Here is a 23323-nt window from a genome sequence, read left to right as displayed (position 1 = left end):
ACGCACACACTTGGCCTATATCGAACCAACTCCAACAAGGTGGGGTTCCGCTATGGCCAGGTTTCTAACTTACGACCTCAACCCAACGCACTACCCTGACATAATCGCGTTGCTGTTAACATGACATATTGACGTTGCCACGACAGCGATTCATGAAACATTCCGTGCAGCGAAATGATCGCTCAGCCTCCAGAACCGCAAATCGTTTACGATGGTGCTCATATCTTCCCCCTTTGGAAAAGGGGGACCGAGGGGGATTTGGTTTCGCGGCGTGGTGGTAGTGTTCGTAGAACTCGGACTGTTCTCTGCGACGATGGAGCGGCGCGAGCACAAGAAAATCTCCCCTAGCGCCTTCTTTCCAAAGAGGGGAAGTGAAAACTTGTCGGTGCGCTAACGCGGATACAGCGTCTTGATAAACCCACTGGCGTCAATTTCACGCAAAAGACTGTCGTCGACGAAGGATTTCGGATCGGCGGTCTTGGCATTGGGATTATCCTTTTCGACCAAACCGAGCACGGTCTCGACGCCGCGTAGCGACGGATAGGGCATCGCTTCGTAATATTTCGTCGCCAGCAAATCGTAGGAACGTTCCAGGTTGCGTTCCTGATCGACGTTGATGCGTAGTTTTCTACGAACAATCTCCAAACTTTCCTTCTTGTTCTGTTTGAAGTAGGCGATACCTTCGACGAAACCGCGGAGAAATCTGAGCGCGATATCGCGCTTGCTTTTTACGAAACTGCGCGTCGAGGCGATCATCGTGTGTAAGTAAAAAATATCGGTCTCGGCCAGATCGATGAGCACCCGCGAGCCGCGATCCTCGGCGACAAATACGAAGGGAATCGTCATCACCGCGCCGTCGATGCCGCCCTTCTCCAAGGCTGACAGCATATTTGGCGACGAGCCCAGCTGGAGCACCTGGACATCGGCTGGGTTAATGTTCCAGCGCTTGAGCATCATCATCAGCACCGAATGCGACACCGCGCCGACGCGGGTGGCGCCGATCTTTTTGCCCTTCAAATCTGCCGGGTTTTTGATCTCCGGGCGCACCATGATGCGATTGAGGCCGCGGTTGACGCCGGCGGCGATCATCACGGTCTCACCGCCACGTAACGCCGAGTTGACCAGGGAGTCGCCGGCCGAGCTGACGATCTGGATATCGTTGGCCAAGAGCGCGCTAATCCCGGTCGCCGCGCCCTGGCCGGTAACGATGATCTCCGCCTCGATACCATGGCCGCGAAAAAAACCTTTCTGCTCGGCCACCCACATGGCGCTATGCAGCGCGCTCACCGAACTCAACCCGACGCGGACTTTCTCCTGCGCCGCCGCGAGGCCGTCATGAAACATGACCAGCAGCGAAATTAGAATTAGATAACCGCTCAGCTTTTTCATCAACCCGTCCGGTCCCGCCGATGATCAACGTTGGTAGAGCGGTTTAACAAACCCGCTCTGCTCAATCTCGCGCAACAGGCTGTCGTCGTAGAACGACTTGGGGTCGGCGCCTTTAGCTTTGGGGTTGTCCTTCTCGATGAACCCCAACACCGTCTCGACGCCGCGCTGGGAGGTGTAGGGGACCTGCTCGTAATACTTGTCGGCAACCAAGTCGATGGCACGTTGCAGATTGCGCTCCTGGGCCGGACCGATGCGAAGCTTTTTCTTGACGATCTCGATACTCTCTTTGCGGTTTTGCTTCACGAAGGCGATGCCTTCCAAATACCCCTTCAAAAAGCGCGACACCTTGTCGCGGTTATTCTTGACGTAGGCCCGGGTCGAGCCGATCATGGTGTGGAGATAAAAAATGTCGGTCTCCGCCATGTCGATCAGCACACGATAGCCGCGGTCTTCGGCGACGAACATCGACGGGATGGTCAACACCGCGGCGTCGATGCCTTTCTTATCCAGACTGATCAGCATATCCGGCGACGAGCCAACCTGCATGACTTGAACGTCGGCGGGGTTCATCTTCCAACGCTGCATCATCATCTGCAGGACGACATGGGAAACCGCGCCGATGCGCGTGACGCCGACGCGCTTGCCCTTCAAGTCAGCGGGGGTCTTGATCTCGGGGACCGTCAAGATGCGCTGCAATCCTTTGTTGACCACGCCGGCGAGCATCACCGCCTCGCCGCCGCGTAGCGCCGCCGCGGCCAACAAATCGCCGGCGGAACTAAGCATCTGCACATCGTTGGCCATGAGCGCCGCGATACCGACCGTGCCACCCTGCCCAGTCACGATAACTTCAGCGTCGATATTGTGCTTCCGAAACAAACCGCGCTCCTCCGCCACCCAAGTCGCCGTGTGCAGCGCACTCACCGAACTCAATCCCATGCGAATTTTGTCCTGCGCGTTCGCGCCGTACAAAGGCAACGAAAAACCAACAATGAACAGCCACACTACCATTTTGATTCGGTGCATTTTCTTCACTTATTACCCCTTACTTATTACTTCTTATTCAATTCCGCCAAGGCCAACCTCAAATAACTCTGATCGATGTACTTCGACGGCTGCGGCAGCGGCTCCTTGAGAATCCCCTGCTCCGCGGTGATCTTGATCAAGGTGCGCACGCCTTCGACGTTGAGATCGGCGTTGCGGTCCCAAATCTTGTTCTTCCAATTATAATCGGAAGCGTAACGGCAATGCTCCATGGTGATGACCATTTCTTTGGTCAGATAAGTGCAGGCCGCGTCGCGGTTGTCGTTCATCCAGCGCATGGTCGACACGATAGCGCGCATGAAGCGTAGAACCAACGGGCGGTTTTTCTCGGCCCAGGCCCGTTTGACGATGTAAACGTTGAACTGAAAGTTAGGCTCGTCATCGGCAAAGTAACCGATGATGTTGTAGCCCTGTTGCTTGGCCACTAAATCCAACGGCACGCCCACCGGCGTTGACGAGATCTGCCCTGAGTTCAAAGCTTGATAGCGATCGGCGGCGCCGCCGATGTTGAGCAACTTGTAGTCGCGCGGATATTCCATGCCGTGCGCTTTGAGCACCAAACGTAGGGCAAAGCCGGTTCCCGAGGTCAATGTCTGCGTGCCGATGGTTGTGCCGCGCAGATCGGCGTAGGTTTTATATTGCTTGCCGCCGATCATGCTCAAGCCCAGACCGTTGATCAAGCCGCCGATCATGGTAATGTCCGCGCCCTTCTCGTGCGCGCTGATCAAGGTGTCCACCGTGGCATTGGCTACATAAATCGAATCCGCCGTCAGCGCCTGAATCGTCAACGGCGAACCGCGCATGGTGACGATGGGGACGTCCAAACCTTCCTTATCGAAAAACCCCATCTTGGCCGCCACCCAAAGCGGTCCATAGCTGAGAGTTTTAGAAGACTCGCCGATGGGAAAACGAAACTTTTCCTGAGCATCTACGCTTGCCGCAACTAAACCCCAGATCAGTAAGCAACTGGCCAAGAATCGCATCTTCATCCGAAACCCCTTACCTCTTCCCGATTTCCCCCAACGCCTGCTTCAAATAACTCTGATCGATATATTTCGCCGGTTGCGCCAGCGGCTCTTTCTGCCCAGCGATCTCGGCGACGATCTTGATCATGGTGCGCACGCCTTCCAGGTTCAATTCGGCGTTACGATCCCACACCCGATTTTTGACGCTGTATTCCCAAGCCAAGCGGCAGTTCTCGACGCTCATCGACATTTCCTTCGACAGATAGCCGCAAGCCGCGTCGCGGTTGTCGAATAGCCAGCGATGGGTTTGTGCGATCGCCTTCATGTAGCGTACCGCCAACGGCCGGTTCTTTTCGGCCCAGGCACGTTTGACGATATAGGGATTGAGAAAATAGGTCGGCAAGTCGTCGACGAAATAACCGATGACGTTGAAGCCCTTCTGCTTGGCGTCATTATCGAGGGGCACGCTCAACGGCGTCGCGGCGATCTGCCCGGATTGCAATGCGACATAACGATCGGTCACGCCACCAATGTTGAGAATCTGATAGTCGCGCGGATATTCCAGCCCATGGGCGCGCAGCACCAGCCTCATGGCAAAGCCGGTTCCGGTCGTAATCGTCTGCGAACCGATGGTCTTGCCGCGCAGATCGTCGAAAGTTTTGTAAGGCTTCGCCGCAACCAAACTCATGCTCAAGTTGTTGAGCAAGCTGCCGATCATCGCCAAGTCGAGCCCCTTATCGACCGCACCCATCACTCCGTCCGTGCCAGCATTAGCGATGTAAATCGACTCGGTGGCCAAAGCCTGGAGTGTGATCGGCGTGCCGCGCATGACGACGATCTGGACATCCAACCCCTCACGCTCGAAGTAGCCCAGCTTCTGCGCCAACCAAAGCGGCCCGTAACTAAAAGTCTTCGACGACGCGCCGATGGGAAAGCGCACTTTTTCCTGCGCAGGTGTCGAATTAACGAACGCCCATGGCATCGAAACCAAGGACAGCGCGAGCAGTGTCCGTCGTAACCCCTTACCCTTCACCCCTAACCCCTTACGTCTTAATCCCTTTGATCGCGCACAAAGTATTGCGCCCAGTCCACATGGGCAAGAAGACCGAATGACGATGCTTGCCACCGATGACGATCACCATGATGTCTTCGGCTTTGGTGGAAAGATGAACGACACCGTCCGGCGTCATGTTGATCGACTCGCGCCGCAGTTCTTCGTCGTTCTTATGCCCTTTGCGTCGCGCTGGAATTTCTTCGAACTTGAGCGACGCATGTTCCCACAGATAATCTTTCACCTGCTTCTTGGTGATCCCGTCCCGAGCCATGATCTCGGCGTCTTCGATGCCCAACGCGATCAACGGCGTGCCGCCGCCGAAACTGCCGACGTCGAGATGACTCACGCCGTGATGCATCTTGATGACTTCGGCCAAGGATGAAAGCGCCTGCTCGCCGCGATTGCCAGCCGTGTGGATCGGCAGAAAGCCATTGATGCCAAAGACAGTGACCGTGCTCTCCTCCGGCTTGAAACCGAACTCGACGTGGTATGGCTCCCACGGGCTCTTTTCCTGATTCTCGCCGAAGCACATGGTATATTTTCCCGGCCAGCCAAATGTCGAGCGATCGGTATCACCAGGATAACCGCCACCGACGGTGATCAGGATCAAACGAATCGCCCGGCCGATGGTCGCGTTGGAACGAAAGCCAGGACCGAACACCCCGGAGTCGCAATTGACATTCAACGCTGTGCGAATCGGCCCGTTGAGCAAAAGCGCCGGTCCGACGTAGCCGGTGGTGGCCTGCACACCGTAAAGATTGAAACGCGGCTCTAAGATCGCTTCCACCGCCGCGATGATCACCGGTAAATATTCCGGCAAACAGCCGGCCATCACCGCATTGACCGCGATCTTCTCGATCGAACAAGGCGCCCACTTGGGTGGGATCGGCCCAACCACCTCCGCCGGATCCCGCGTGGTCGCGCAGAGCATCCTTTCAACCCGCGCCACCGTCGGTGGCACGATCGGCAACCCGTCGCTCAGCTTCTCATTGCAAAACCAATCATTGACCGCTTCCCAATTATCTTCGACTTCGATGAGGTTCGAGGTGAGGTTCATAATGAATGCAGGCTCCTATGATTCGCCAAAAAAGCTTTTCAGCTTCCGTAGGATTTTTTCGAAGGGCGCGCGCCCGCGATCTAATTAAATCCATACCCCCTATCCTAACCTTTCCCCGCAAGGGGGAAAGGAATCGATCAGAGAGAATATGAATTGAAACCCCTACCCCGCCTTCGCCCGCTGCAAACTCGCGAGCGAACTCAGAGTCAACATTTCATTAACCAATTGAATCGCCCCTTCAGCGTCGGCGCGATGCTCGCCTTCCCGCGCGCCGCCGCTTGGGTGATGGGGAATCTCCACTAGCGGCAATGTCGCCAAGCCGAAAAACTTCGACTCCGTGCGCGCCAGCGCCATGAAGATCGACTGACACAGCGTCACCGTCGGCTTACCTTTCCCTTGCAGTTCGATGGCGTCGTGGACACTCCACGACGTGCACGACCCTCAAGCGCCGAGACCGGTTATGACGCCGTCACAGCGGTTGAGCAGTTCCTCCATGAGCGGCTTGGGCGCGCCTTGCATGTGAGAAGGCTTGGTTCTGAACAGCACTTCTTTGACACCGAGCTTATCTTGCAGCAGCTTGGCCAACTCCTTGAACATGTCCGTCGAGTTCGACTGGCCGTTGTCGATGATGCCGAGCACTTTTCCTACCAGCGTATCGAGCCCCGGCACCAACGGCCGGTCCTTCGGGTTGACCACGGCGCGCGGATCGAGAAATTTTAACGTTGCCATTCGGTTAGTACCTCCTAGCGGTTTGATTAGAAATCAAGAATATATATACGCGATTTTACCGCCGCACCACAACCACTGTGGCCAATTGTCATTGACAGCTGGAAGCAACTATCCTAGGTGTAAGGCGCACGTGAACTTACTTGCCAACCGAAATCGGCGCGCCATCGTAGCCTGGGCGCTAATGCTGCTGTTTTGCTCTGCCGCTCCGGTATCGGGGCAAGGGACCACGCTGCGCGTCGGCACGAACTCCCCCGCCAGCACCGAATCGGTTTCATATGCCGTCGCCAAAGACGCCGGCATACTGCGGCCGTACCAATTGGATGTCGAAGTCATCTACATCGCCGGCGGCACGTTGTCCGTGCAAGCGCTGGTCGGGAAAAGTTTGGACTTCCTCGGCACCGGCGGCACGCCCTTCATCCTCGCCTTTCTCGAAGGCGCGCCGGCAAAGATCCTCGTCGGCGTGCATAACCGTCTGCCCTATGCGCTCATCGCGCAACGAAGCATCGTTACGGAGGCGCAGCTCAAAGGCAAAAAAATCGGCATCAGCCGTTTCGGCAGTACCGACGATTACGCGCTCAAGCTGGCACTGGCGCAATTCGGACTTACCGCCAAGGATGTCGTCATCCTACAAACCGGCGGACCCGGCACTCGACTGAGCGCACTGCGCGCCGGCAGCATCGATGCCACGGTGCTCACCTCGGGTTTGGCGCAAATCGCGGTGAAGAGCGGCAACAATCTATTAATCGATTTCGCCGACAAAGCTATCGACTACCAACAAGTCGCGCTGATTGCCCGTGACGACTTGCTCAAGAGCCAGCCGGACCTCGTGCGCCGCTTTGCCACGGGCTATCTTGACGCCATTCGTTTTTACAAAAGCCAACGCGAACTGGCGATCAAGAAAACCATGGCGGCGCTCAGGACCAACGACCGCGAGATCGCCGAGTTCGACTACAACCTACGCGTGCGCGCCTTGCCCGACGACGGCAAACCGACGCTCAAAGGTTTGCAAGTAGCCCTCGATGACATCGCCAAGGACAATCCCAAAGCGAAGAGCCTATCCGTTGCACAATTGATCGACACGAATTTTTTGCCGTAAACGGTTTACCGTCTCGTGTTGGAACACGAAACACTAGACCCTAGACGTGAAGCCCGAAGAGTTAATATGCAACCCATTATCGATGCCGACACTCATATCGCCGAGTCGGAACAAATGTGGAACTTGATCGACGACGCCATGCGGCCGCGCCGGCCGGTTTTGTTATCGCTGCCCGAAGACACGCTCTACAAAGACTGGAATGCCACATGGCTGATCGACGGCAACATTTTTCCCAAGCCGGTGGGCAAAGGCGGCTTTCGATTGATCACGCCTTCGGCGGCGAAGACGCAACTTGAACGCAAAGATATTCAGCTCGGCTGCCGCGAGATCACCGACGTCCCGGCGCGCCTCGCCGACATGGACCGCGCCGGTATCGCGACGCAGGTCGTCTACCCAACTTTGTTTTTGATTTATCTTACCGACGACGCCGATCTCGATGTCGCGCTGTGCCGCGCCTACAATCGCTTCATGGCCGCCGCTTGCGCCAAGAGCGACAAGCGCATCCGCTGGGTGGTCGTGCCGCCGCTCCGCTCGATCGAAGAATCAGTAAAAGAAATCAAAGCCGCCAAGCAGCAAGGCGCGTGCGGGGTTTTCTTTCGCGGTATGGAAGGCAACCTGACGTTGGACAACCCTTGCTTCTTTCCGATCTACCAAGCCGCCATGGATGTCGACCTGCCGATCTGCATCCACACCGGCTCCGGCACGCCGGCCGTCACCGCGATGTTCGATCTGGAAAGAAACCGCCAGTGGTCCAGCTCCGGCTTTCCGCCGCTGCACGCCTTTCGCGATTTGGTGATCAACAAAATCCCCGATCTGTTTCCCAAGCTGAAATTCGGCTTCATCGAAGCGTCGGCGAGTTGGATTCCTTTTCTCGTGCACCGGCTCAAGCGCGACAACGCGCGGCCGTGGAAAAAATCATGGACGACAGCGCAGGACATGTTCGAAGACTATCGCTTTTTCGTCGCCTGCGAAGCCGACGAGGACATTCCATACCTGATTCAATACACCGGCGAAGGCCATTTGCTCACAGGCACCGACTACGGCCACAACGACCCCGCCGAGCAAGCGCATCTAGTCGCACAGATGAAAGCGCGCGAAGATATTTCGCCGGCGTTGGTCGAAAAGATCATGTGCGAAAACCCGCGGCTGTTTTATGGGTTGGAATGAGCGCAATCGAAGCAATCGACTAGAGGCAGCAGTAGTACTCTTCTTCCGTCATGCCGGCGCAGGCCGGCATCCAAGCGTGGATGAGACGGGCGGGTCGCGACCCGCCCCTGCGGCGAGAAACCTGGGACACCGCGTATTACTAAACGCTAGACCTCCGACCCGTTACATTGCCGCGACCGCAACCACTGGCGCCGCAACCTTTACCACCGAGCCGAGAATCAGTTCCGCCTGCCAGCGCAGCAATCGCCCGCATTCCATAATCTCTTCAACGTTCCGCGGCTCGCTCCGGGCGATCGCTTCGATGGCCGCTTTCGGCGCCAAGACCGAAGCGGAAATACCAAGTTCTTTGGCGATGCGCGCGCAGTCATCGCGCAACACTTTAGCGCGTTCCAAGCACTCGTTGCTCGGCGATTCCACGTGTTCACGCCGGCGCAACTCCGGCCACTCGGCCGGAGCCATTTCTCCGGCCCGCTTGATCGCTTGTTCCAGCATCGACAGCAACGCGCCGGTGATATTGCGCGGCAACTTCGGTCCTTGATGCAGCGGCTCGCCGACGTGAGCATCCGCCCACGCGATCAATTCTAAAATTTGTTGATTGCCAAAAATCATGAACTGCGGCCGGTTGGCGCGTTGGGCGTGACCGTCGCGCCACAGCCAAAGTTCGCGCAGATAAGCGAGCTGGCGGCGCGTCAGCCGTCCGGCGCCTTTGATGCGCCAAGCGTCGTCAGGATCGCGCGGTCGATCGCGCCCGCTCGACTCAACCATCGCCCGGCAACTTTCCGCGTGCCACTCGAGTCGGCCAAGTTCACGCAACTCACCAGAAAGTCGATCGGCAAGCGCGGCGAGATAACGCGTATCGTTGACCGCGTAGCTCAACTGCTTGTCACTCAACGGCCGGCGTGACCAGTCCGACTTCTGCCCGGCTTTTTCGATGACAACGCCAAAATATTTTTCGATCAGCGCCGCCAGGCCGATCTGCTCAATGCCAAGCAACTGCGCCGCGATCATCGTGTCGAACACTTCCCGCACCGTGCGAAAGTCATGGGACAAGCGCATCATGCGCAAATCGTAGTCGCCGCCATGGAGAATCAACGGCTTGTCCGCCAAAGCTTCATAGAATCCGCCCAAATCAACTCCCGAAAGCGGATCGACGATGTAGTGCTCGTCTCCCAACGACAGCTGGATCAAACAAACCTTTTCAAAATAGTTGTGCAGACTGTCGGCCTCGGTATCGAGGCCGACTCGATCAGCCGTGACGATACGCTCGATTAGCGCTGCCATTGAAGGCTGATCGCGCACGTAGACGTAGTTTTGTGACTGCGATGTATTCAACGAATAGATCTCCTTCGTTAGGTCAAGTTTGCCCACAGCAATTACCACGGCCACGACCTAATCATTTATCGAATCTGATGGGAAGATGAAATTGACCCGCAGCGCATTGAGATCAGAAATTGAAACCTAGAGGACAACCGCGTTTGTTTAGATAAGCGCAGACGATATAGGAAAAGACTCCGATCCCTTTAATTTCAAAGGTCGAGTTTGCTGCCCGACCGTTTCATGCGCGAGTCAGTGCATTTTCGCTGATGAAAAGATTGCGCGAGCGAAAGGCCGCCGGACTTTCCAAAAGTAAAACCGCCCGCAACGCCGCCAGTGGCGACGCGAACCAGGGCTGATGCAGCTTACACGCATCCGCGCCCGTCCATGCCGGCAGAGGAAATTGCTGGGCGTGGGCCAGTTCTTCAGCGGTTGCCGCCAGATAGGCATCTTGCACGCTTCCCGACTTGCCCAAGTCCGGCGCTAGCAACACCGGCGCGTCGGCCAATGCCTTCGGGTTTGGAGCGGAATAAAACTCGTCGAGAAAATTTGCCAGGCAGCGATCGAATGATTCGCCGCGCGCCGCGAGTTGCGCGACTTCCGCCAATGTTTTCGGTCTCATATTTTGCCTTCTTCAAATAAACCCTCGATCAGATACTGCGTCTTCACGGCGATGCGATTCGCCGGATAGTATTGCCCGACCAAATCCAGAACTTCCTGCGCGGATTTGAATTTCAGATGGCGAACTAGAAAAATAATGTCGGTCACGTCGGACGGTTCGTCCGTCGTGCCGCCGATGCGCGCGGCCATGCACTTCATGGCAAGCAGATATTCCGGCACGGGCATGGTCAAACGCAGGTGCGCAAACTGCGGCAGATTTCCCGTGGTCGTTTCGTGCCGAGTGGAAATGAAACCTTTGACGCCATCGTTGAGCCAGTCAGCAGGCAGGTGTTGTTCGCCGGCAATGCGACGGGCGATCTCGCGAATCGTCTGCGTCGGCTGGAAAAGCGCGTCCACGTCTTTCGTCGTCAACCGGGCGGTGAAGGCGAGCACCATCACCGTGCCGCCGAACAAACAGACTTCGCCGGTGACACCTTGTTTGCCAAGTTCGTCGGACAGGGTCTGCAACGCGCGAAGGATGATTTCGCGAGTCAGTGTCGAGACCTCGGCATTTTCATTCGCGACCATGTTCCTATGAGGTTAACGCAGACCGAGAAGCTTTGCCACCTTCGCCTTCACCGCGGCATCCATCTAGATGAGCGGCGCCAGCCCGAGCTGCTCGATGCCGAGCAACTGCGCCGCAATCATGGTGTCGAAAACTTCGCCCCGCGCGTGGAAGTTTAATGACGTGCGCATCAAGGTACCTGTAGTGGACGCCAGATTGTATATCTTAGCTAGTTATGGAGTCAGGAAACGAAAGCTTCTTCAGCCTGGTCTTATAGCCCGTACAGCCGCCTGGGATTATCCGACAGCATCTTTTCGACCATCGTTTGCGACAAGTCCTTGCGCTCGCGAAACTCCGCGACCATGTCTTCTTGGCGCGACGGATCGCCGTGGGGATAGTCGGAGCCGAGGACGAAGGAATCTTGCCCACCAATGCGGCGATGCCGGTCAAATCTTCGTCCGGCTCAGCGCTGACGAATACTCGGCCAGTTTGGAAATACTCGACGGGATCTCTGGCCAGCTTGCGCCGCATGTTGTCGCGCCGCACTTGTTTGAGCAGAAACGGAATCCACGCGGCGCCGGCTTCCAAAAAACTGAAACGTAGATTGGGAATCTTCTCGAAGGCCGCCGAACTCATGATGCTGTTGAAGCCCATCACCACCGGCAGGATCGCGCTGTAAAAATTCGTCGTCGCATCGAATATGCGCGTCAGCGCCGGACAGCCCCAGCCGAGATGAACGCAGATCGGCAGATTCAGATCGGCCGCGGCCTGGTAGAAGGGAAACAAACTTTCATCGCCGAGCAATTTATCCCACGCCATGCCTTGCAACGTCACCGCCGCGGCACCGATCTTTGCCGCACGTTTGATTTCCTGGATCGATGCTTCGACATCGCGGATCGGCACCAGGGCGGCGAAGCGGATGCGATTCTTCGAAGCGCTAGCGCATTCGCCGAGAAACGAATTATAAGCGCGCAAGAGCGCCGCTTCTAATTTCACATCTTCGGCAGAATGGGTCAGAAACAAACTTGGGAAGACAACTTGAACATCGATCTTCACCTTGTCCATGTCGCCGAGCCGCGCCGCGACATCGGTGATCTCCTGGGCGCCGATGCTCTCGCGCTTCTGGGTCGCCGCTTCCATCAGCGTCGGCGTGCGAAAAATCGTCCCGCCCTTGCCGACCAGCTTCGGATAAGTCTCGCCGTCGATCAGCCAGACGGCGTTGTAGCGGCCGTACACCGTGTCGCGCTCAAGTCGCACCGGCAACGGCCGGCGTGGACGGAACTCTTTGTCCAAGCGCTCGAACATTGCCTCGGACTCTTCGATATGGGCATCGGCATCGATGATCATAAATTAATTCTCTCCGATTGGTGATTTAGTCTTGATGAGACACCTAGCATTTCAAACGGTTTCGTCCAGCGAGTTTGAAAACCGCCAGCGCAATCGAATTTATCCGCGCATCGGCCGACCGCAATGGCTACAGTTCACCGGTTTAACCGAAGCTCCCAGCTGTGAACCAGTTACTCGAACCGTGACCTCGAAACCATCCTCGGCCTTCCGGTTGTTAGAAATTTCCACCCGGCTAGCGTTTGCTAATGCGATCACATGGCTTTCGCCAGGCGCCAGGAAATCGCCGCAGCGCAGACCGATGTTCGTATCATCCACGGCCGCGCCGCAATGAATGACTTCTAGCGGTTTATGGCCGGTTCCCACCGCCCCATCCACGGCGTAAAGCACTATCCCCTTGTCGCGAAAGGTTCCGTCCTCGCCGAGCTCCTGGGCAACTTCGACGACATAGAGCTGCGACGAGTACTCACTCGGCAGAACGATCAGTTTGATCCCTTGAGCGGTTTCCATCGTAGTCAGGCTAAGTGTCAACTCGCCGGAGTTGAAGTAAACCAGCTGGGACTCGTCGAGCCAGTCAAGTTTATACCTATGCCAGCCGAGAAAATGACGCCCGCCGTCAAGGACGCACATGATATCCCAGACGCCTGCGGGACCGAGGTGTGGTTTCTGTTCCGTCGGATGAAACAGGTAGAGATCCGGTAGCCCGAACAGATGACCGGTCTCGTGCACCAGCACGCGGAAGCTGCGCCAATAAGCGTCACGGCCAAAGGTCACCACATGTTTGACCACCCCATTGTTGGTTGGGATATTCTGGCCATTGCTGAGCGTCGGCGAGTTCGCTAAGACGCCGTCATACTTCGGATCCTCCGGTGTCTTCGCGGCAACGATGTAAACGATTTGGTATTGGGAAAAATCGATCTCAACCGCGCGGAACTGCGCCAGCGCCGTCGTGATATACGAAGCATGATCCGCGGCGCAGCTGCCGATAGACTTATATTCGGTGGCCGGCTTCGGCATGCGCCGCCAAGCGAGCACGGGAGTGTCCACCGAGAACTGCAATCGGCCGTAGGACTCCACACGAAACCAGTCCTCAGCCTAGCCGACGATCGCATCTCTGGCCGCCTGCGGACTAACGGGTGGTTGGAAATCCGGAAAATCGACAAACACCATGACCGCTTTGACTTCGCCGACGGCGGGCAAGTCGATTTGTCGCGGTTCTTCGGTATCGTTCAGATCCGTGTAATCAAAGACCGGCAGTTCCGGTACGAATTCGCAATCGACATCGATGATATTCCAGACCGGCAAGCGCCAGCTCGGCTGATAGGCCGACACCACGCGCGCGCCAATCATCGCTTCCCAGTAGTCGCCGGTCATGGCATCCACGACCAGTCTTTCCCCCGGCGGTAGTTCCGCGTGGGATTTTGTCGCGCCGTCGGCCCCATCCGTGTAAACCAAGCGCACCGCCTGGCCGCGCTGATTGGCGACGATGATCTGACAGTGCAGCCCGCGCCGGGCGTCACCCGCTCGCAGGCGCCACAAGCGCAGCTCGGCGCAGACGCCATACTCGCCAACTAACTGATCGCCGACCTTGGCGATCAAGCAATCGTCAAGCCCGACCGTCATCTCGCGCCGCTGCCCAGGCGCGAGCTTGGCTTTCAATTCATCGGTGAAATCGTCGGGATCGCGTGGTAGACATCCACGTCGGTGTCGCACTCGTTGACGAGACCGATGAGGATTTTCGCGACCGCGGCGCCTTCGTCGGTGGTTGTTGGCCTATCTGCCATAAGAGCTCCGCGCTTTCTTCACAATAAATCGAAACCTGGGATGTAAGCTACATACTAGACTGGCGCGCTCGGTGACAAGAGTTGGTAGTGGAGTTTTTTTCTGGCAAATTAACAAGGGCTCCCGCGCCAACTAAGTGGCGCGGGAGCCCTCAGGAAAACTGGATCGATGCGCGCCGCCTAGTTCGCCACCCGCCGCGCGCCCGACTTCACTTCGACCTCGTAGATCCGGTTGGTGCTGGTCTGGTGAATCAGCAGGTTGCCGTCTTTGGTCGGGCGCATATGGCGCAGGATGCCGCCGTAGATATTGCCCGACGGGATCGGCCAGCTCTGAAATTTTTCCGTGGTCGGATCGAAGCGCACTAGCGGATCGGGGCGCATTCCCGATTCGTTGAACCAAACCATACCGTCGACCACCGCGATGGCGTAAGGATGCGACTTCGCCCCGCTCGGTGACATCCACTCTTTATACTGGCCGGTCTTTGGGTCCATCCGTCCGAGTCGGCCCAGGCCGGAGTTGACATACCAGATCGTGCCGTCCTTGGCGAGGTCGAGACGGCGCACGGTGGTGCCTTCGGGCAGATCGAATTCCCGGATCGCCAGGGTTTCCGGATCGATTTTCAACAAACAGTTGCTGCCGTTGCATGAAACCCACAGCGAGCCATCGGCGGCCAACTTGATGCCGTAGGGCCGAGAATTTTTTCGCGCCACCGTTGCCAATTTAATCTCGCCGGTGGACGGCACCAAGCGGCCGATCATGTTGCTCACCTGCAAAGTGAAAAACAGCCGGCCCTTTTCGTCGAAGACAGCGGTGTGAGGATCTTTGGCGTTGGGGTCGGGCATTTTATATTCCGTGATTTTACCGGTTTTCACGTCGAGCTTGCCCACCGTACCGTTGCCATTGCCGGTGTACCAAATATTGCCGTCGCGATCCGGCGTGATGCTATGCGGCAAAGCTTTGTCCGGCAAAGCGTACTCCGAAACTTCGCCGGTCTTGGGATTGATCCGCCCGACGAGGTTGCCGAACTGCCCGCAATACCAAATCGAACCGTCGGCCGTCTGCACTGGATCGCGAGCGCGCTGGCCCAACTGCGGCACTTTCCATTCCTTAAAACTGATCGATATCGGCCCCGGCACCAAGGTCGGTTGCAGATTCGTGTTCGGCGGGAAATGCTTCGCTAGATATTGGGTGATGGCATCCTCCGCCGGCGTGCCGGCGATGTTGATCATGTTACCGATCAATTCTTGCCAGCCGGCGCGCGTGTAACCGGAACTGCGCGGGATCAGATTGAGTTCATGACAGGTCGCGCACAGTCCTTGCACATGCGGCTTGCCGTCGCCCTCCGGCAACTGCACCGCCGGCTGCGCGCCAAAGGCCGCGGGCTCTATGGTCGCGAGATAGAGCGCCACGATCAACGTCAGAAATAGTTTACTCATAGTCTTGCTCCTATGCGATTCATGGAAATTCGTTGCAAGCGCAAAAAACTTAGCATCTTTTCCGCCTTGCTGTCGATGGTTGGGATTGCGACCGCAAGATTGACACAGCGTAAACCGGAGGGCGGGTTTAAAACCCGCCCCTACCAAACCTTCCGGACTCTGTGATCGCTGTGCGCTCTGTGGTAAGACAAATCCGTCTCTTCGCTTACTTGTAAAGCCCGTCGATATATCCCGACTTATCGAACTCCTGAAGAAACCGCGCGTCCATAAACTCGCGCGGATTGGCGGTGCGCGCGGCGGGAAGTTTCTTCGCCAATTCGTCAAGGATGGTTTTGAAGCCTTCCGCCGAAGGATACGGCTTGGTCTCCGCAATCCCTTTCAACTGCTGATAGGATTCCTCAAGCACTTTCTCGTCTTTGATCTGCATGTAGCGAGCGATGGCGCGCTTGGCCACGCCGGGATTGATACGAATCAATTGTACGCCTTCGACGATCGACTTGACCACACGGCGAACTGTGTCAGGACTCTTGGCGATCATACGCTGCGTCGTGTTGAGCCCCACCTGTTGAAATGGGATGTCCATTTCTTCCATGTTGGCGAACACGCGAAACCCAGACTCCACCGCCTTGTTATAATAAGGCGGCTGCAGCAGCCCGCCGTCGAAAGTTTTGCCGGCGATCAATGAAGTCGCCACCACCGGCGCCGAATCGCCGACTTGAATCAACCGAACATCGCGGTCAGGATCGAGACCGAGCTTGCTAATCAGCAGCCGCATGGTCGCATCGTTCACCGTACCGTAACGAGTGACGCCGAGCACCTTGCCTTTCAATTCCGCCAGCGTGCGAATCTCCGGCCGCACCACCAGCCGATAATTGAGCTTTTGCTGAAAGCTGACGATCATGACTAAATCCGCCCCCTGCACCCGCGCCGGCGCCATCAGGCTCGCCGAGTAACTGCACATATCGATCTCGCCGGCGATCATCGCCGACTGGCCGAGATTGTTGCGCAGAAACAGCACTTCGGCGCTGAGTCCATTTTTCTCGAAGAGCCTGCCTTCCTGCGCGACCCACAACATCGCCGTCGCCGGGCTGAGACCGGAGTAACCGATGCGCAGCTTGTCGGCGGCGTAGGCCGATACCGGCACCAGCACTAAGAGCATCAGCAAAATCTTAATCGATCGCATCACAGTTCAACCCTTGCGAAAATTACCCATGCCAATGAAAAACAGTACGGCAACCAAAAAGGCGATACCGGCCAAAGCTAATCCTACAACAATAGCCACTTTAGACCCGCCCTTTTGAAACAGGCCAACCATTCCAAGCACCCCGCCGACAGCTGCAGCCAAGAATGCAGTGGCGCTGCCAACAAATGGAAACATGACTTGCAAGAGAGAGACAAGCACCGACTTGGCATCATGCTGCTTTTCGATCTCGGACCAGTGCGAGCGGGAATAAATAGACATCGAGAAAAACCAGGATCATCGAAGTGCAACTTATTGCGCCGCAAATCATACACAGCCAACCGACATTATTTCTGCTGAATAATAAGGGCCATAGAATAGTTCGCGAAACTAGGCTGGAGCTGCTCGGCGGAAGACTATTTATACAGCCCGTCGATATAACCCGACTTGTCCAACTCCTCGATGAAGCGCGTGTCGACAAAATCTTTGGCGTTGGCGGTCTTTGCCGCCGGCAGGCGTTTGCCGGCTTCCTCGAAGATTGGTTTGAAGCCTTCGAGATTCGGATAGGGTTTGGGTTGGATGAAGCTGCGCAGCAGTTGATAGGAATCTTCCAGCTCGCGCTCGTCTTTGATCTGCATGTGTTTGCCGATGGCGCGTTTGGCGACGGCGGGGTTGTTGCGCATGAAATGAATGCCGTCGATGAGTGACTTCACGGCGCGCCGGACGATGTCGGGATTTCTGGCGATGAACTTCTGCGTGGTGTTAAGGCCGGTCTGTTGCAGGACGATATCCATATCCTGCATGTTGAGCAGCACGCGCAGCCCCTGGGCTACGAGCTTTTTATCATAGGGCGGCTGCATGATCGCGGCGTCGATAGTCCGGCCCGCCGACAATCCATTGACCAGCACCGGCACGTCGCCGCTTTGGATCAGAGTCACATCCTTTTCCGCGTCGAGACCGAGACGCGATAATAACAAGCGCGTGGTCCAATCGCTCACCGTGCCGAAGCGCGTGATACCGATACGCTTACCGCGTAGATCGGCGACGCTGCGAATCTCCGGCCGCACCACCAGACGATAGATCGGCTTGTGGAGAAAACTCAGCAGCATGACGACATCGGCGCCTTGCAAACGCGCCGGCGTCAGCAGACTCGCCGAGTAAACGCACATTTGAATTTCGCCGGCGATCATCGCCGTCTGGCCGAGCGTGGTTTGGAGATAAAGAACTTCGGGGTCGATGCCGTTCTTCTCGAACAGCCGCCCTTCCTGCGTCACCCACAACATCGAATTGGTGATCGTCGCGCCGGAGTAACCGATGCGGAGTTTGTCGGCGGCGGAACTGCGTTGCGCTGACAAGGAAAGAATAACGATGACGATGAAACAGCGACATTGAGTGGTCATGGGATTCGGACCCTCACCCTTCCTCTCCCATCGGAATGGGCGAGGGTAAATAGTTAAATCAGTTTGAGCGATGCACAACACACCCCTCGCTACGCGACCGCAACGGTCGCTACTCTGGGAAACGGACTCTCCGTTGGCCCTGAGTAGGCCCGTATCGAAGGGTTAATCCTTGATGACTTTTGTCACGCTTCGCGTCGACCCACCTTCCGGCGTGGCCTGTCCCCAGACGTGAATGTACTGCGACTGCGAGCCGTCGCCGCCGGCGACGATCACTAGAATATCTTCCGGCTTATCCGTGACTGGGATAATACTCTCGCGTGTCAATTTCAAATCGGATCGGCGCTTGACCCGCTGATAGAAAGTTTCGTCGGGTAGATCTTTCATCCGGTAGGCGGCGCGTTCCCAGATAAATTTCTGCACGTCTTTTTTGCTGAAGCCGTCGTCGGCGATGATCTTCGCGTGCTCAGGGCAAATCACCATGATCGCTTCGGGCCCCGACGGTCCATCCATCTTTTGCGCGAAATTGATCAGCACGCCTTCGGCTTTCGAGCTGTCCAAATCCGACGCGCGTATCGACGCATCCGCGCTGATCGCAGTCACGGTGCTCTGCTCGGCCTTGAAGCCGCGCTCGACATGAAGCGGTTCCCAGGGACTCGCTTCCTCATTTTCACCGACGCAGATGGAAAACTTTCCCGGCCAACCTAGCGTCGCTTTGCAGGTCGTGCCCGGATAGGAACCGCCGATGTTGCGCTTAATCATTTGCACGAAGCGGCCGATGGTGGCGTTGGCGCGCCAGCCTTCGCCGAGCGCGTTGGAGCCGCCGTTGACGTTGAGTTGCTTGCGCACCGGCCCATTGATGATGATCATCACGGCGGGCCCGCCGGTGGTCGCCTGGAGGGCGTAGAGATTCAGTTTGGGATCGCAGAGCGCTTCAGTGGCGGCGATCAGCGTCGGCATGTATTCAGGCTTGCAGCCGGCCATGACGCCGTTGATGGCGATCTTCTCCACTGTCGCTTGCGCCCAGCGCGGCGGCACGGCGCCGATCATTTCATCGGGTTTACGCTTGGTCGCCGCCAGCATCTGCCCGACGCGCGCTTCGGTGGGAGGAATGATCGGCAAGCCATCGGACCAGCCTTTCTCTTCGAAGAAAGCCTGCGCCTCCCAGATGTCATCAGGAATTTCAACTCGCTCTGCTTGCAGTGCTGCCGTTGCCATAGGACCGCCCTTCCAAATTCAAAATTTCCTTTCCGTCATTCCCGCGTAGGCGGGAATCCAGCATTATTACGCACAATCTAAACAAGAAGCTGGATACCGGCCTGCGCCGGTATGACGGAATAGGAATGGATACAAAATAAAAAAGTCTCGGGCGCCGAGTCAGATGAACCAAAACACGAGACTCGAAACCCGAGACCCTAAACCAATCCGTTAAGCAACCGCCCGCGCCGCCTCGGGCGCAAGCAGAATACTAATCAACTGATCGAACGCCGCGTCGGCTTTCTTGCTGACTTCCTCAAGCTTGACCGTGCCGATCGGATGCTGCACCACCAACACCGGATGATCCGCCGCGCCGAACGCTTCCTTTTCGGACGTCGCCAAGGCGGTGAAGGCGTGGGTGATCAGCGTGATCGCGAACCGGCCGCGCTTTTGTATCTCTAAAGAGTCGTGGACACTCCACGACGTGCAGGAGCCTCAATCACCCAGGCCGCAGATGACAAAGTCAGCCTGCGACGCCAGCTCGTCGAGATATTGTTTGGGCGCACCCTGCTGCGCCGTCAATTTGCGCCGCGTGATGATGCTGGCGACGCCGTATTTCTCTTTTAACAACTCGCCAAACCGCTCCGCCAACTTGTCGGCGTTGGGTTTGCTGTTATCGAGAAAGCCCACCACCTTGCCGCGCAGATCGGTGAACTGGGCGATGCCAGCGACTTTCGCCGCCGAGGTCTGCGCCTTTCCTTCTGGACTGAGAACAATCATTTAGTGTCCTCCTTTACAATTTGACTCAACTATAAACGACCCAGACTCGCTATGTCAAAACGACTTATATTAAAACTGAACGCGCTCTTATTCATTTCGTCATTCTGGCGTAGGCCGGAATCCAGGTTTATGCTCTGGGCAATCCAAGATGGATGCCGGCCTGCGCCGGCATGACGGATCATGGCTCGACGCCTCCAATTGATGTCTAAAGCGCGTAGAACGCCTTCGGATTGTCATAAAGAATCTTCTGAATCGACGCCTGCGGAATCTCGCCCTTGTCGGCGCGCGCTTGCAACTCTTTGCGAAATTCCAGCTCCATCGACGGATCGCGATGGGTGTAGTCGGAACCGACCATCAAATGATCCTCGCCGACGGTTTTGAGAATCAATGGCAGATCTTCATCGACCTGGCAGGTGACGTAGATATTATTGTCCTTGAAAACGTTGGTCGGAACATCGATGAGCGGTACGCCTAGGACGCCCACCGACTCGCGTCCCTGCTGCTTGATCGCCTGGCGCTTCAAATCGTAAGCCACGAAGGGCGTCCACATGGAACCGGCTTCGATACAGCCGATGCGCAGCTTGGGAAACTTTTTCGGGATCTTGTGCAATACCATGCCAAGCACGCCGTTGATCGCCGCGCCCTTGGTGCGCATGAACTGGCCGTGGGAAAACTCCCGCGCCGGGGAAAAATCGGGAATACCCGAGCCGGTATGGATGCAGACCGGCAGATCGAGCTTTTCCGCCGCGGCATAGAGCGGCTCGAAATAGGGATCGGCGGGATATTTTCCCGCTTCGCGGTCGCCTTTTTTGATCACGCCGCAGGCGCCATGTTCTTTGGCCCAAGTCAGCTCTTCAAGGCAGTTCTCGATCTTCTGCACCGGCGGCATGCACACCCAGCGCAGACGGCCGCCCGAATGGCTGCAACGCTCGCCCAACCAGCGATTGTAGCTTTTCCGCGTCGCCGTGCTCGCCTCGGGATTTTGCGAAGCCTCCATCAGAAATAAAGTCGGATAGATCACCTGGATATCGGTGCCGAGCTCGTCCATATGTTTGAGCCGGGCGTTGATATCGAGCAGCTCGCGGGTTTCAACCGTGGTACCGGAGTCCTTGTCGCTGCGGATGAAACGCACTTGGCGCTTCCCCTCGATCACCCAATAACGTGCCGGCGGCAGCTTGGGATCGGGGTTGGAGGGAAATGCGGTCGTGGGTTTGTAGTCCAGGTCGGCGCCCGTCATGTATTCCCAAGTGGCTTCGGTTTCGTCGATATGTGTGTCGGCATCGATAATTCGCACGTTAGCTCTCTCCTTCTGCAAGTGACTTGTTGTTTTCTTATTACGCTTTTACGAGCTTTTAAAGGGCACGCGAAAGCCTCTAGCCATTACAGACTGTCATTAAGCGGTGGCTGAAAACGCTCTAGGAGTCCTTCGACAAGCTCAGGACGAACGGATTAGAAATTAAAATCATTGAGTAAATTCCGTTCATGCTGAGCCTGTCGAAGCATGTTCCACTTTTATCAGCACCCTGCGAGGGTCAATTTTCTAGACACGCGACGAATCAAGCGTCGCCAAACTGCTTCCTGCCCTTCATCTTCTCATTCTGCGCCGGATCGAGATAGATCGTCGGCCCGCCGAAACCTTCGGCGCGGTTACCGAGCAGCGCCATCACACTGTCGCCGGTGTTCTTAATGTCGTAATAATATTTCGCCGGGATCAGCACCACGCTGCCCTTTTCCACCTTGGTCCGGCTGCCGTCGCGATGGACGATCTCGCCGCAGCCTTCCATGACCGTAAAAGTCTCATCGGTGTTGTGATAGTGCAAGCCGTTGGTGCCCTGGCCCGGCATGTAAACGTTCAGCCAGCAGCGAAAATTCTCGGTGCCCATCAAGTTGAAATACATTTTCTCCTTGCCGGACTTGACCATCTCTTCGATCTTGTCGTTGATCGTCGCCAATTCCATGGATCGTCGTTCCTTTCTCTCAAGCCAGTTGCAACTTAACTTAATACAAAAGACCTGGCCGGGTCAAAGCATCGGCACGCGAACCGCTAGTGCTCACTCCGCCATTTTCTTGCCGGCGACATCCGCGAGCTTTACCGTCGGCGTGAGGAACTCGTAATCGGTCTCGACTTCGATCAGCGCCGAACGGCCGGCGGCCAAGGCGCGCTTGAACGCCGGCAGAAACTCTTCGTCGCGGCGCACCTTGAGACCGAGGGCGCCATAGGCTTCGCCCATGGCGGCGAAGTCGGGATTTCCCAGCGCGATGCCGTACTGCTGGCCCGGATACTGCGCTTCCTGATGCATACGAATCGTGTTGTAGCCCTCGTTGTTCTAAACGATGGCGACGATCGGCGCGCCGTACTGTTTCGCCGTCGCCATTTCTTGACCGGTCATAAGAAAGCCACCGTCGCCGGCGTGGGCGATAACGGTGCGGTTGGGATAGGTAAGTTTGGCCACCACACCGGAAGGAATCCCCGGCCCCATGCAGCCGAGCGTCGGCGAAATGTAAGAATTCGCATGATCGAATTCGAGATAGCGTTGATGCCATTGGCCGAAGCTGCCAGCGTCCGTGGTCGTGATTGCGTCCGCAGGCGAGGCGGATTTTAAATCCTGCATCACCCGCTCCATGGAAACGCGCTTGGTCAGACATTCCTTCGGCGTCGCGTAAGCTTTTTGCTTGGCGTGGATCTCGGGATGATTGACCAAGCCGTCGACCACGGCGATGTAACTTTCCCCCGGCACGCTGAACAGATGTTTCACGCCCTCGTTGTAAAGACATTGAGCCACCGCATGACCGCCTAACATAGAAGACCGCCAGGCAAATTATTTTGCTGCAACTCTATGCGAATCTATCGCGCGCCGATCTCTCGTAAGTAAGAATCATCGATCACATCTTCCGGCTTCAGCGGCTTTTTTAGCAAACCATCTTCGTTCATCAAATCGATCACCAGCTGCAACGCTTTCACGCTCACCCGGCCGTCCCGCGGCCACACCGCTTTGGTGTATGTCTCCCAGGCGCTCTGCACATACTGCTTCGGCAAAGTGGTGATCTTGGGCAATAGTTCGAGGGCTTCGGCGCGGTTGTCGTGCAGCCACTTGAGCGAATTGGTAAACGCGCGCAGAAAGCGCAGCGTCAAATCTTTGTTCTTCGCCGCCCAACCCTCGCGGACAAACACGCCCGCCAACTGATAGCCGGGGACCAATTTATAGGCGTCGCCCAAATTGGCAAAGCCT

Annotated in this window: 24 protein-coding genes; 2 read left to right on the top strand and 22 right to left on the bottom strand. The window is 56.7% G+C overall.

Translation table 11 applies throughout. The features are described 5' to 3' along the window. Nucleotides 1-390: 390 nt before the first annotated feature. From EXR70_18335 to EXR70_18310, 6 genes are all read right to left on the bottom strand, one after another. Nucleotides 391-1389, bottom strand: a complete 999-nt coding sequence (locus tag EXR70_18335) for an ABC transporter substrate-binding protein (protein MSP40452.1) — start codon at nucleotides 1387-1389, stop codon at nucleotides 391-393. 24 nt (nucleotides 1390-1413) lie between these two features. Beyond that, nucleotides 1414-2412, bottom strand: a complete 999-nt coding sequence (locus EXR70_18330) for an ABC transporter substrate-binding protein (GenBank protein ID MSP40451.1) — start codon at nucleotides 2410-2412, stop codon at nucleotides 1414-1416. Nucleotides 2413-2438: 26 nt separating this feature from the next. Beyond that, nucleotides 2439-3419, bottom strand: coding sequence for an ABC transporter substrate-binding protein (locus tag EXR70_18325; GenBank protein ID MSP40450.1), 981 nt, complete (start codon nucleotides 3417-3419; stop codon nucleotides 2439-2441). A 10-nt stretch (nucleotides 3420-3429) separates the two neighbouring features. Continuing rightward, a complete protein-coding gene (locus EXR70_18320) occupies nucleotides 3430-4377 on the bottom strand; it encodes an ABC transporter substrate-binding protein (GenBank protein ID MSP40449.1) in 948 nt (315 codons plus the stop codon). A 61-nt stretch (nucleotides 4378-4438) separates the two neighbouring features. After that, a complete protein-coding gene (locus EXR70_18315; protein MSP40448.1) occupies nucleotides 4439-5506 on the bottom strand; it encodes a hypothetical protein in 1068 nt (355 codons plus the stop codon). Nucleotides 5507-5668: 162 nt separating this feature from the next. After that, entirely contained in the window at nucleotides 5669-5884 is a 216-nt protein-coding gene (locus tag EXR70_18310) for a hypothetical protein (GenBank protein ID MSP40447.1), read from the bottom strand. 211 nt (nucleotides 5885-6095) lie between these two features. Between EXR70_18310 and EXR70_18305 the strand changes: the two genes are divergently transcribed. Next, nucleotides 6096-7331, top strand: coding sequence for an ABC transporter substrate-binding protein (locus EXR70_18305; GenBank protein MSP40446.1), 1236 nt, complete (start codon nucleotides 6096-6098; stop codon nucleotides 7329-7331). A 66-nt stretch (nucleotides 7332-7397) separates the two neighbouring features. After that, nucleotides 7398-8498 carry an amidohydrolase gene (locus EXR70_18300; GenBank protein MSP40445.1) on the top strand — a complete coding sequence of 367 codons (1101 nt, stop codon included), beginning with the start codon at nucleotides 7398-7400 and terminating at the stop codon, nucleotides 8496-8498. Between the two features lie 162 nt (nucleotides 8499-8660). Here the strand turns inward: EXR70_18300 and EXR70_18295 are convergent, their stop codons facing one another. From EXR70_18295 to EXR70_18220, 16 genes are all read right to left on the bottom strand, one after another. Continuing rightward, nucleotides 8661-9779, bottom strand: coding sequence for a hypothetical protein (locus EXR70_18295; protein ID MSP40444.1), 1119 nt, complete (start codon nucleotides 9777-9779; stop codon nucleotides 8661-8663). A gap of 274 nt (nucleotides 9780-10053) precedes the next feature. Further along, nucleotides 10054-10434, bottom strand: a complete 381-nt coding sequence (locus EXR70_18290; GenBank protein ID MSP40443.1) for a hypothetical protein — start codon at nucleotides 10432-10434, stop codon at nucleotides 10054-10056. Continuing rightward, nucleotides 10431-11000, bottom strand: coding sequence for a hypothetical protein (locus EXR70_18285; GenBank protein ID MSP40442.1), 570 nt, complete (start codon nucleotides 10998-11000; stop codon nucleotides 10431-10433). The genes EXR70_18290 and EXR70_18285 overlap by 4 nt, the downstream gene beginning before the upstream one ends. A gap of 202 nt (nucleotides 11001-11202) precedes the next feature. Continuing rightward, a complete protein-coding gene (locus EXR70_18280) occupies nucleotides 11203-12324 on the bottom strand; it encodes a hypothetical protein (GenBank protein ID MSP40441.1) in 1122 nt (373 codons plus the stop codon). A 99-nt stretch (nucleotides 12325-12423) separates the two neighbouring features. Continuing rightward, complete coding sequence (locus tag EXR70_18275) at nucleotides 12424-13338, bottom strand: hypothetical protein (GenBank protein MSP40440.1); 915 nt, start codon at nucleotides 13336-13338, stop codon at nucleotides 12424-12426. A 78-nt stretch (nucleotides 13339-13416) separates the two neighbouring features. Further along, nucleotides 13417-13980: a hypothetical protein gene (locus EXR70_18270; GenBank protein ID MSP40439.1), complete on the bottom strand. Its 564-nt coding sequence runs from the start codon at nucleotides 13978-13980 to the stop codon at nucleotides 13417-13419. Between the two features lie 302 nt (nucleotides 13981-14282). After that, the gene (locus EXR70_18265) at nucleotides 14283-15539 is read right to left on the bottom strand and encodes a cytochrome C (GenBank protein ID MSP40438.1); all 1257 of its coding nucleotides are present in this window, start codon (nucleotides 15537-15539) and stop codon (nucleotides 14283-14285) included. A 205-nt stretch (nucleotides 15540-15744) separates the two neighbouring features. Further along, a complete protein-coding gene (locus tag EXR70_18260) occupies nucleotides 15745-16725 on the bottom strand; it encodes an ABC transporter substrate-binding protein (protein MSP40437.1) in 981 nt (326 codons plus the stop codon). 3 nt (nucleotides 16726-16728) lie between these two features. Beyond that, nucleotides 16729-17001, bottom strand: coding sequence for a hypothetical protein (locus EXR70_18255; GenBank protein ID MSP40436.1), 273 nt, complete (start codon nucleotides 16999-17001; stop codon nucleotides 16729-16731). Nucleotides 17002-17135: 134 nt separating this feature from the next. Next, complete coding sequence (locus tag EXR70_18250; GenBank protein MSP40435.1) at nucleotides 17136-18119, bottom strand: ABC transporter substrate-binding protein; 984 nt, start codon at nucleotides 18117-18119, stop codon at nucleotides 17136-17138. A gap of 162 nt (nucleotides 18120-18281) precedes the next feature. Next, nucleotides 18282-19334, bottom strand: coding sequence for a hypothetical protein (locus EXR70_18245; protein ID MSP40434.1), 1053 nt, complete (start codon nucleotides 19332-19334; stop codon nucleotides 18282-18284). Nucleotides 19335-19808: 474 nt separating this feature from the next. Beyond that, nucleotides 19809-20093: a hypothetical protein gene (locus EXR70_18240; GenBank protein ID MSP40433.1), complete on the bottom strand. Its 285-nt coding sequence runs from the start codon at nucleotides 20091-20093 to the stop codon at nucleotides 19809-19811. Between the two features lie 205 nt (nucleotides 20094-20298). After that, nucleotides 20299-21408, bottom strand: a complete 1110-nt coding sequence (locus EXR70_18235; protein MSP40432.1) for a hypothetical protein — start codon at nucleotides 21406-21408, stop codon at nucleotides 20299-20301. A gap of 241 nt (nucleotides 21409-21649) precedes the next feature. Beyond that, nucleotides 21650-22051 (bottom strand): cupin domain-containing protein, encoded by a 402-nt coding sequence (locus EXR70_18230; protein ID MSP40431.1) that lies wholly within the window; start codon nucleotides 22049-22051, stop codon nucleotides 21650-21652. Between the two features lie 93 nt (nucleotides 22052-22144). Continuing rightward, nucleotides 22145-22393 carry a hypothetical protein gene (locus EXR70_18225; GenBank protein MSP40430.1) on the bottom strand — a complete coding sequence of 83 codons (249 nt, stop codon included), beginning with the start codon at nucleotides 22391-22393 and terminating at the stop codon, nucleotides 22145-22147. Nucleotides 22394-22420: 27 nt separating this feature from the next. Then, a complete protein-coding gene (locus EXR70_18220; GenBank protein MSP40429.1) occupies nucleotides 22421-22894 on the bottom strand; it encodes a hypothetical protein in 474 nt (157 codons plus the stop codon). Nucleotides 22895-23323 lie beyond the last annotated feature (429 nt).

The organism is Deltaproteobacteria bacterium (assembly GCA_009692615.1).
Lineage (GTDB): Bacteria > Desulfobacterota > Binatia > UBA9968 > UBA9968 > DP-20.
This window is presented reverse-complemented; position numbering and strand designations above follow the sequence as displayed.

Bases quoted from the DNA above. Each gene is read 5' to 3' on its own strand.
- EXR70_18330 (MSP40451.1), bottom strand. From the start codon at position 2,412: ATGCACCGAATCAAAATGGTAGTGTGGCTGTTCATTGTTGGTTTTTCG.
- EXR70_18240 (MSP40433.1), bottom strand. From the start codon at position 20,093: ATGATTGTTCTCAGTCCAGAAGGAAAGGCGCAGACCTCGGCGGCGAAA.
- EXR70_18225 (MSP40430.1), bottom strand. From the start codon at position 22,393: ATGCATCAGGAAGCGCAGTATCCGGGCCAGCAGTACGGCATCGCGCTG.
- EXR70_18230 (MSP40431.1), bottom strand. From the start codon at position 22,051: ATGGAATTGGCGACGATCAACGACAAGATCGAAGAGATGGTCAAGTCC.
- EXR70_18265 (MSP40438.1), bottom strand. From the start codon at position 15,539: ATGAGTAAACTATTTCTGACGTTGATCGTGGCGCTCTATCTCGCGACC.
- EXR70_18335 (MSP40452.1), bottom strand. From the start codon at position 1,389: ATGAAAAAGCTGAGCGGTTATCTAATTCTAATTTCGCTGCTGGTCATG.
- EXR70_18280 (MSP40441.1), bottom strand. From the start codon at position 12,324: ATGATCATCGATGCCGATGCCCATATCGAAGAGTCCGAGGCAATGTTC.
- EXR70_18275 (MSP40440.1), bottom strand. From the start codon at position 13,338: ATGCCGAAGCCGGCCACCGAATATAAGTCTATCGGCAGCTGCGCCGCG.
- EXR70_18255 (MSP40436.1), bottom strand. From the start codon at position 17,001: ATGTCTATTTATTCCCGCTCGCACTGGTCCGAGATCGAAAAGCAGCAT.
- EXR70_18300 (MSP40445.1), top strand. From the start codon at position 7,398: ATGCAACCCATTATCGATGCCGACACTCATATCGCCGAGTCGGAACAA.
- EXR70_18245 (MSP40434.1), bottom strand. From the start codon at position 19,334: ATGGCAACGGCAGCACTGCAAGCAGAGCGAGTTGAAATTCCTGATGAC.
- EXR70_18320 (MSP40449.1), bottom strand. From the start codon at position 4,377: ATGCCATGGGCGTTCGTTAATTCGACACCTGCGCAGGAAAAAGTGCGC.
- EXR70_18290 (MSP40443.1), bottom strand. From the start codon at position 10,434: ATGAGACCGAAAACATTGGCGGAAGTCGCGCAACTCGCGGCGCGCGGC.
- EXR70_18315 (MSP40448.1), bottom strand. From the start codon at position 5,506: ATGAACCTCACCTCGAACCTCATCGAAGTCGAAGATAATTGGGAAGCG.
- EXR70_18220 (MSP40429.1), bottom strand. From the start codon at position 22,894: ATGTTAGGCGGTCATGCGGTGGCTCAATGTCTTTACAACGAGGGCGTG.
- EXR70_18325 (MSP40450.1), bottom strand. From the start codon at position 3,419: ATGAAGATGCGATTCTTGGCCAGTTGCTTACTGATCTGGGGTTTAGTT.
- EXR70_18250 (MSP40435.1), bottom strand. From the start codon at position 18,119: ATGACCACTCAATGTCGCTGTTTCATCGTCATCGTTATTCTTTCCTTG.
- EXR70_18285 (MSP40442.1), bottom strand. From the start codon at position 11,000: ATGGTCGCGAATGAAAATGCCGAGGTCTCGACACTGACTCGCGAAATC.
- EXR70_18295 (MSP40444.1), bottom strand. From the start codon at position 9,779: ATGGCAGCGCTAATCGAGCGTATCGTCACGGCTGATCGAGTCGGCCTC.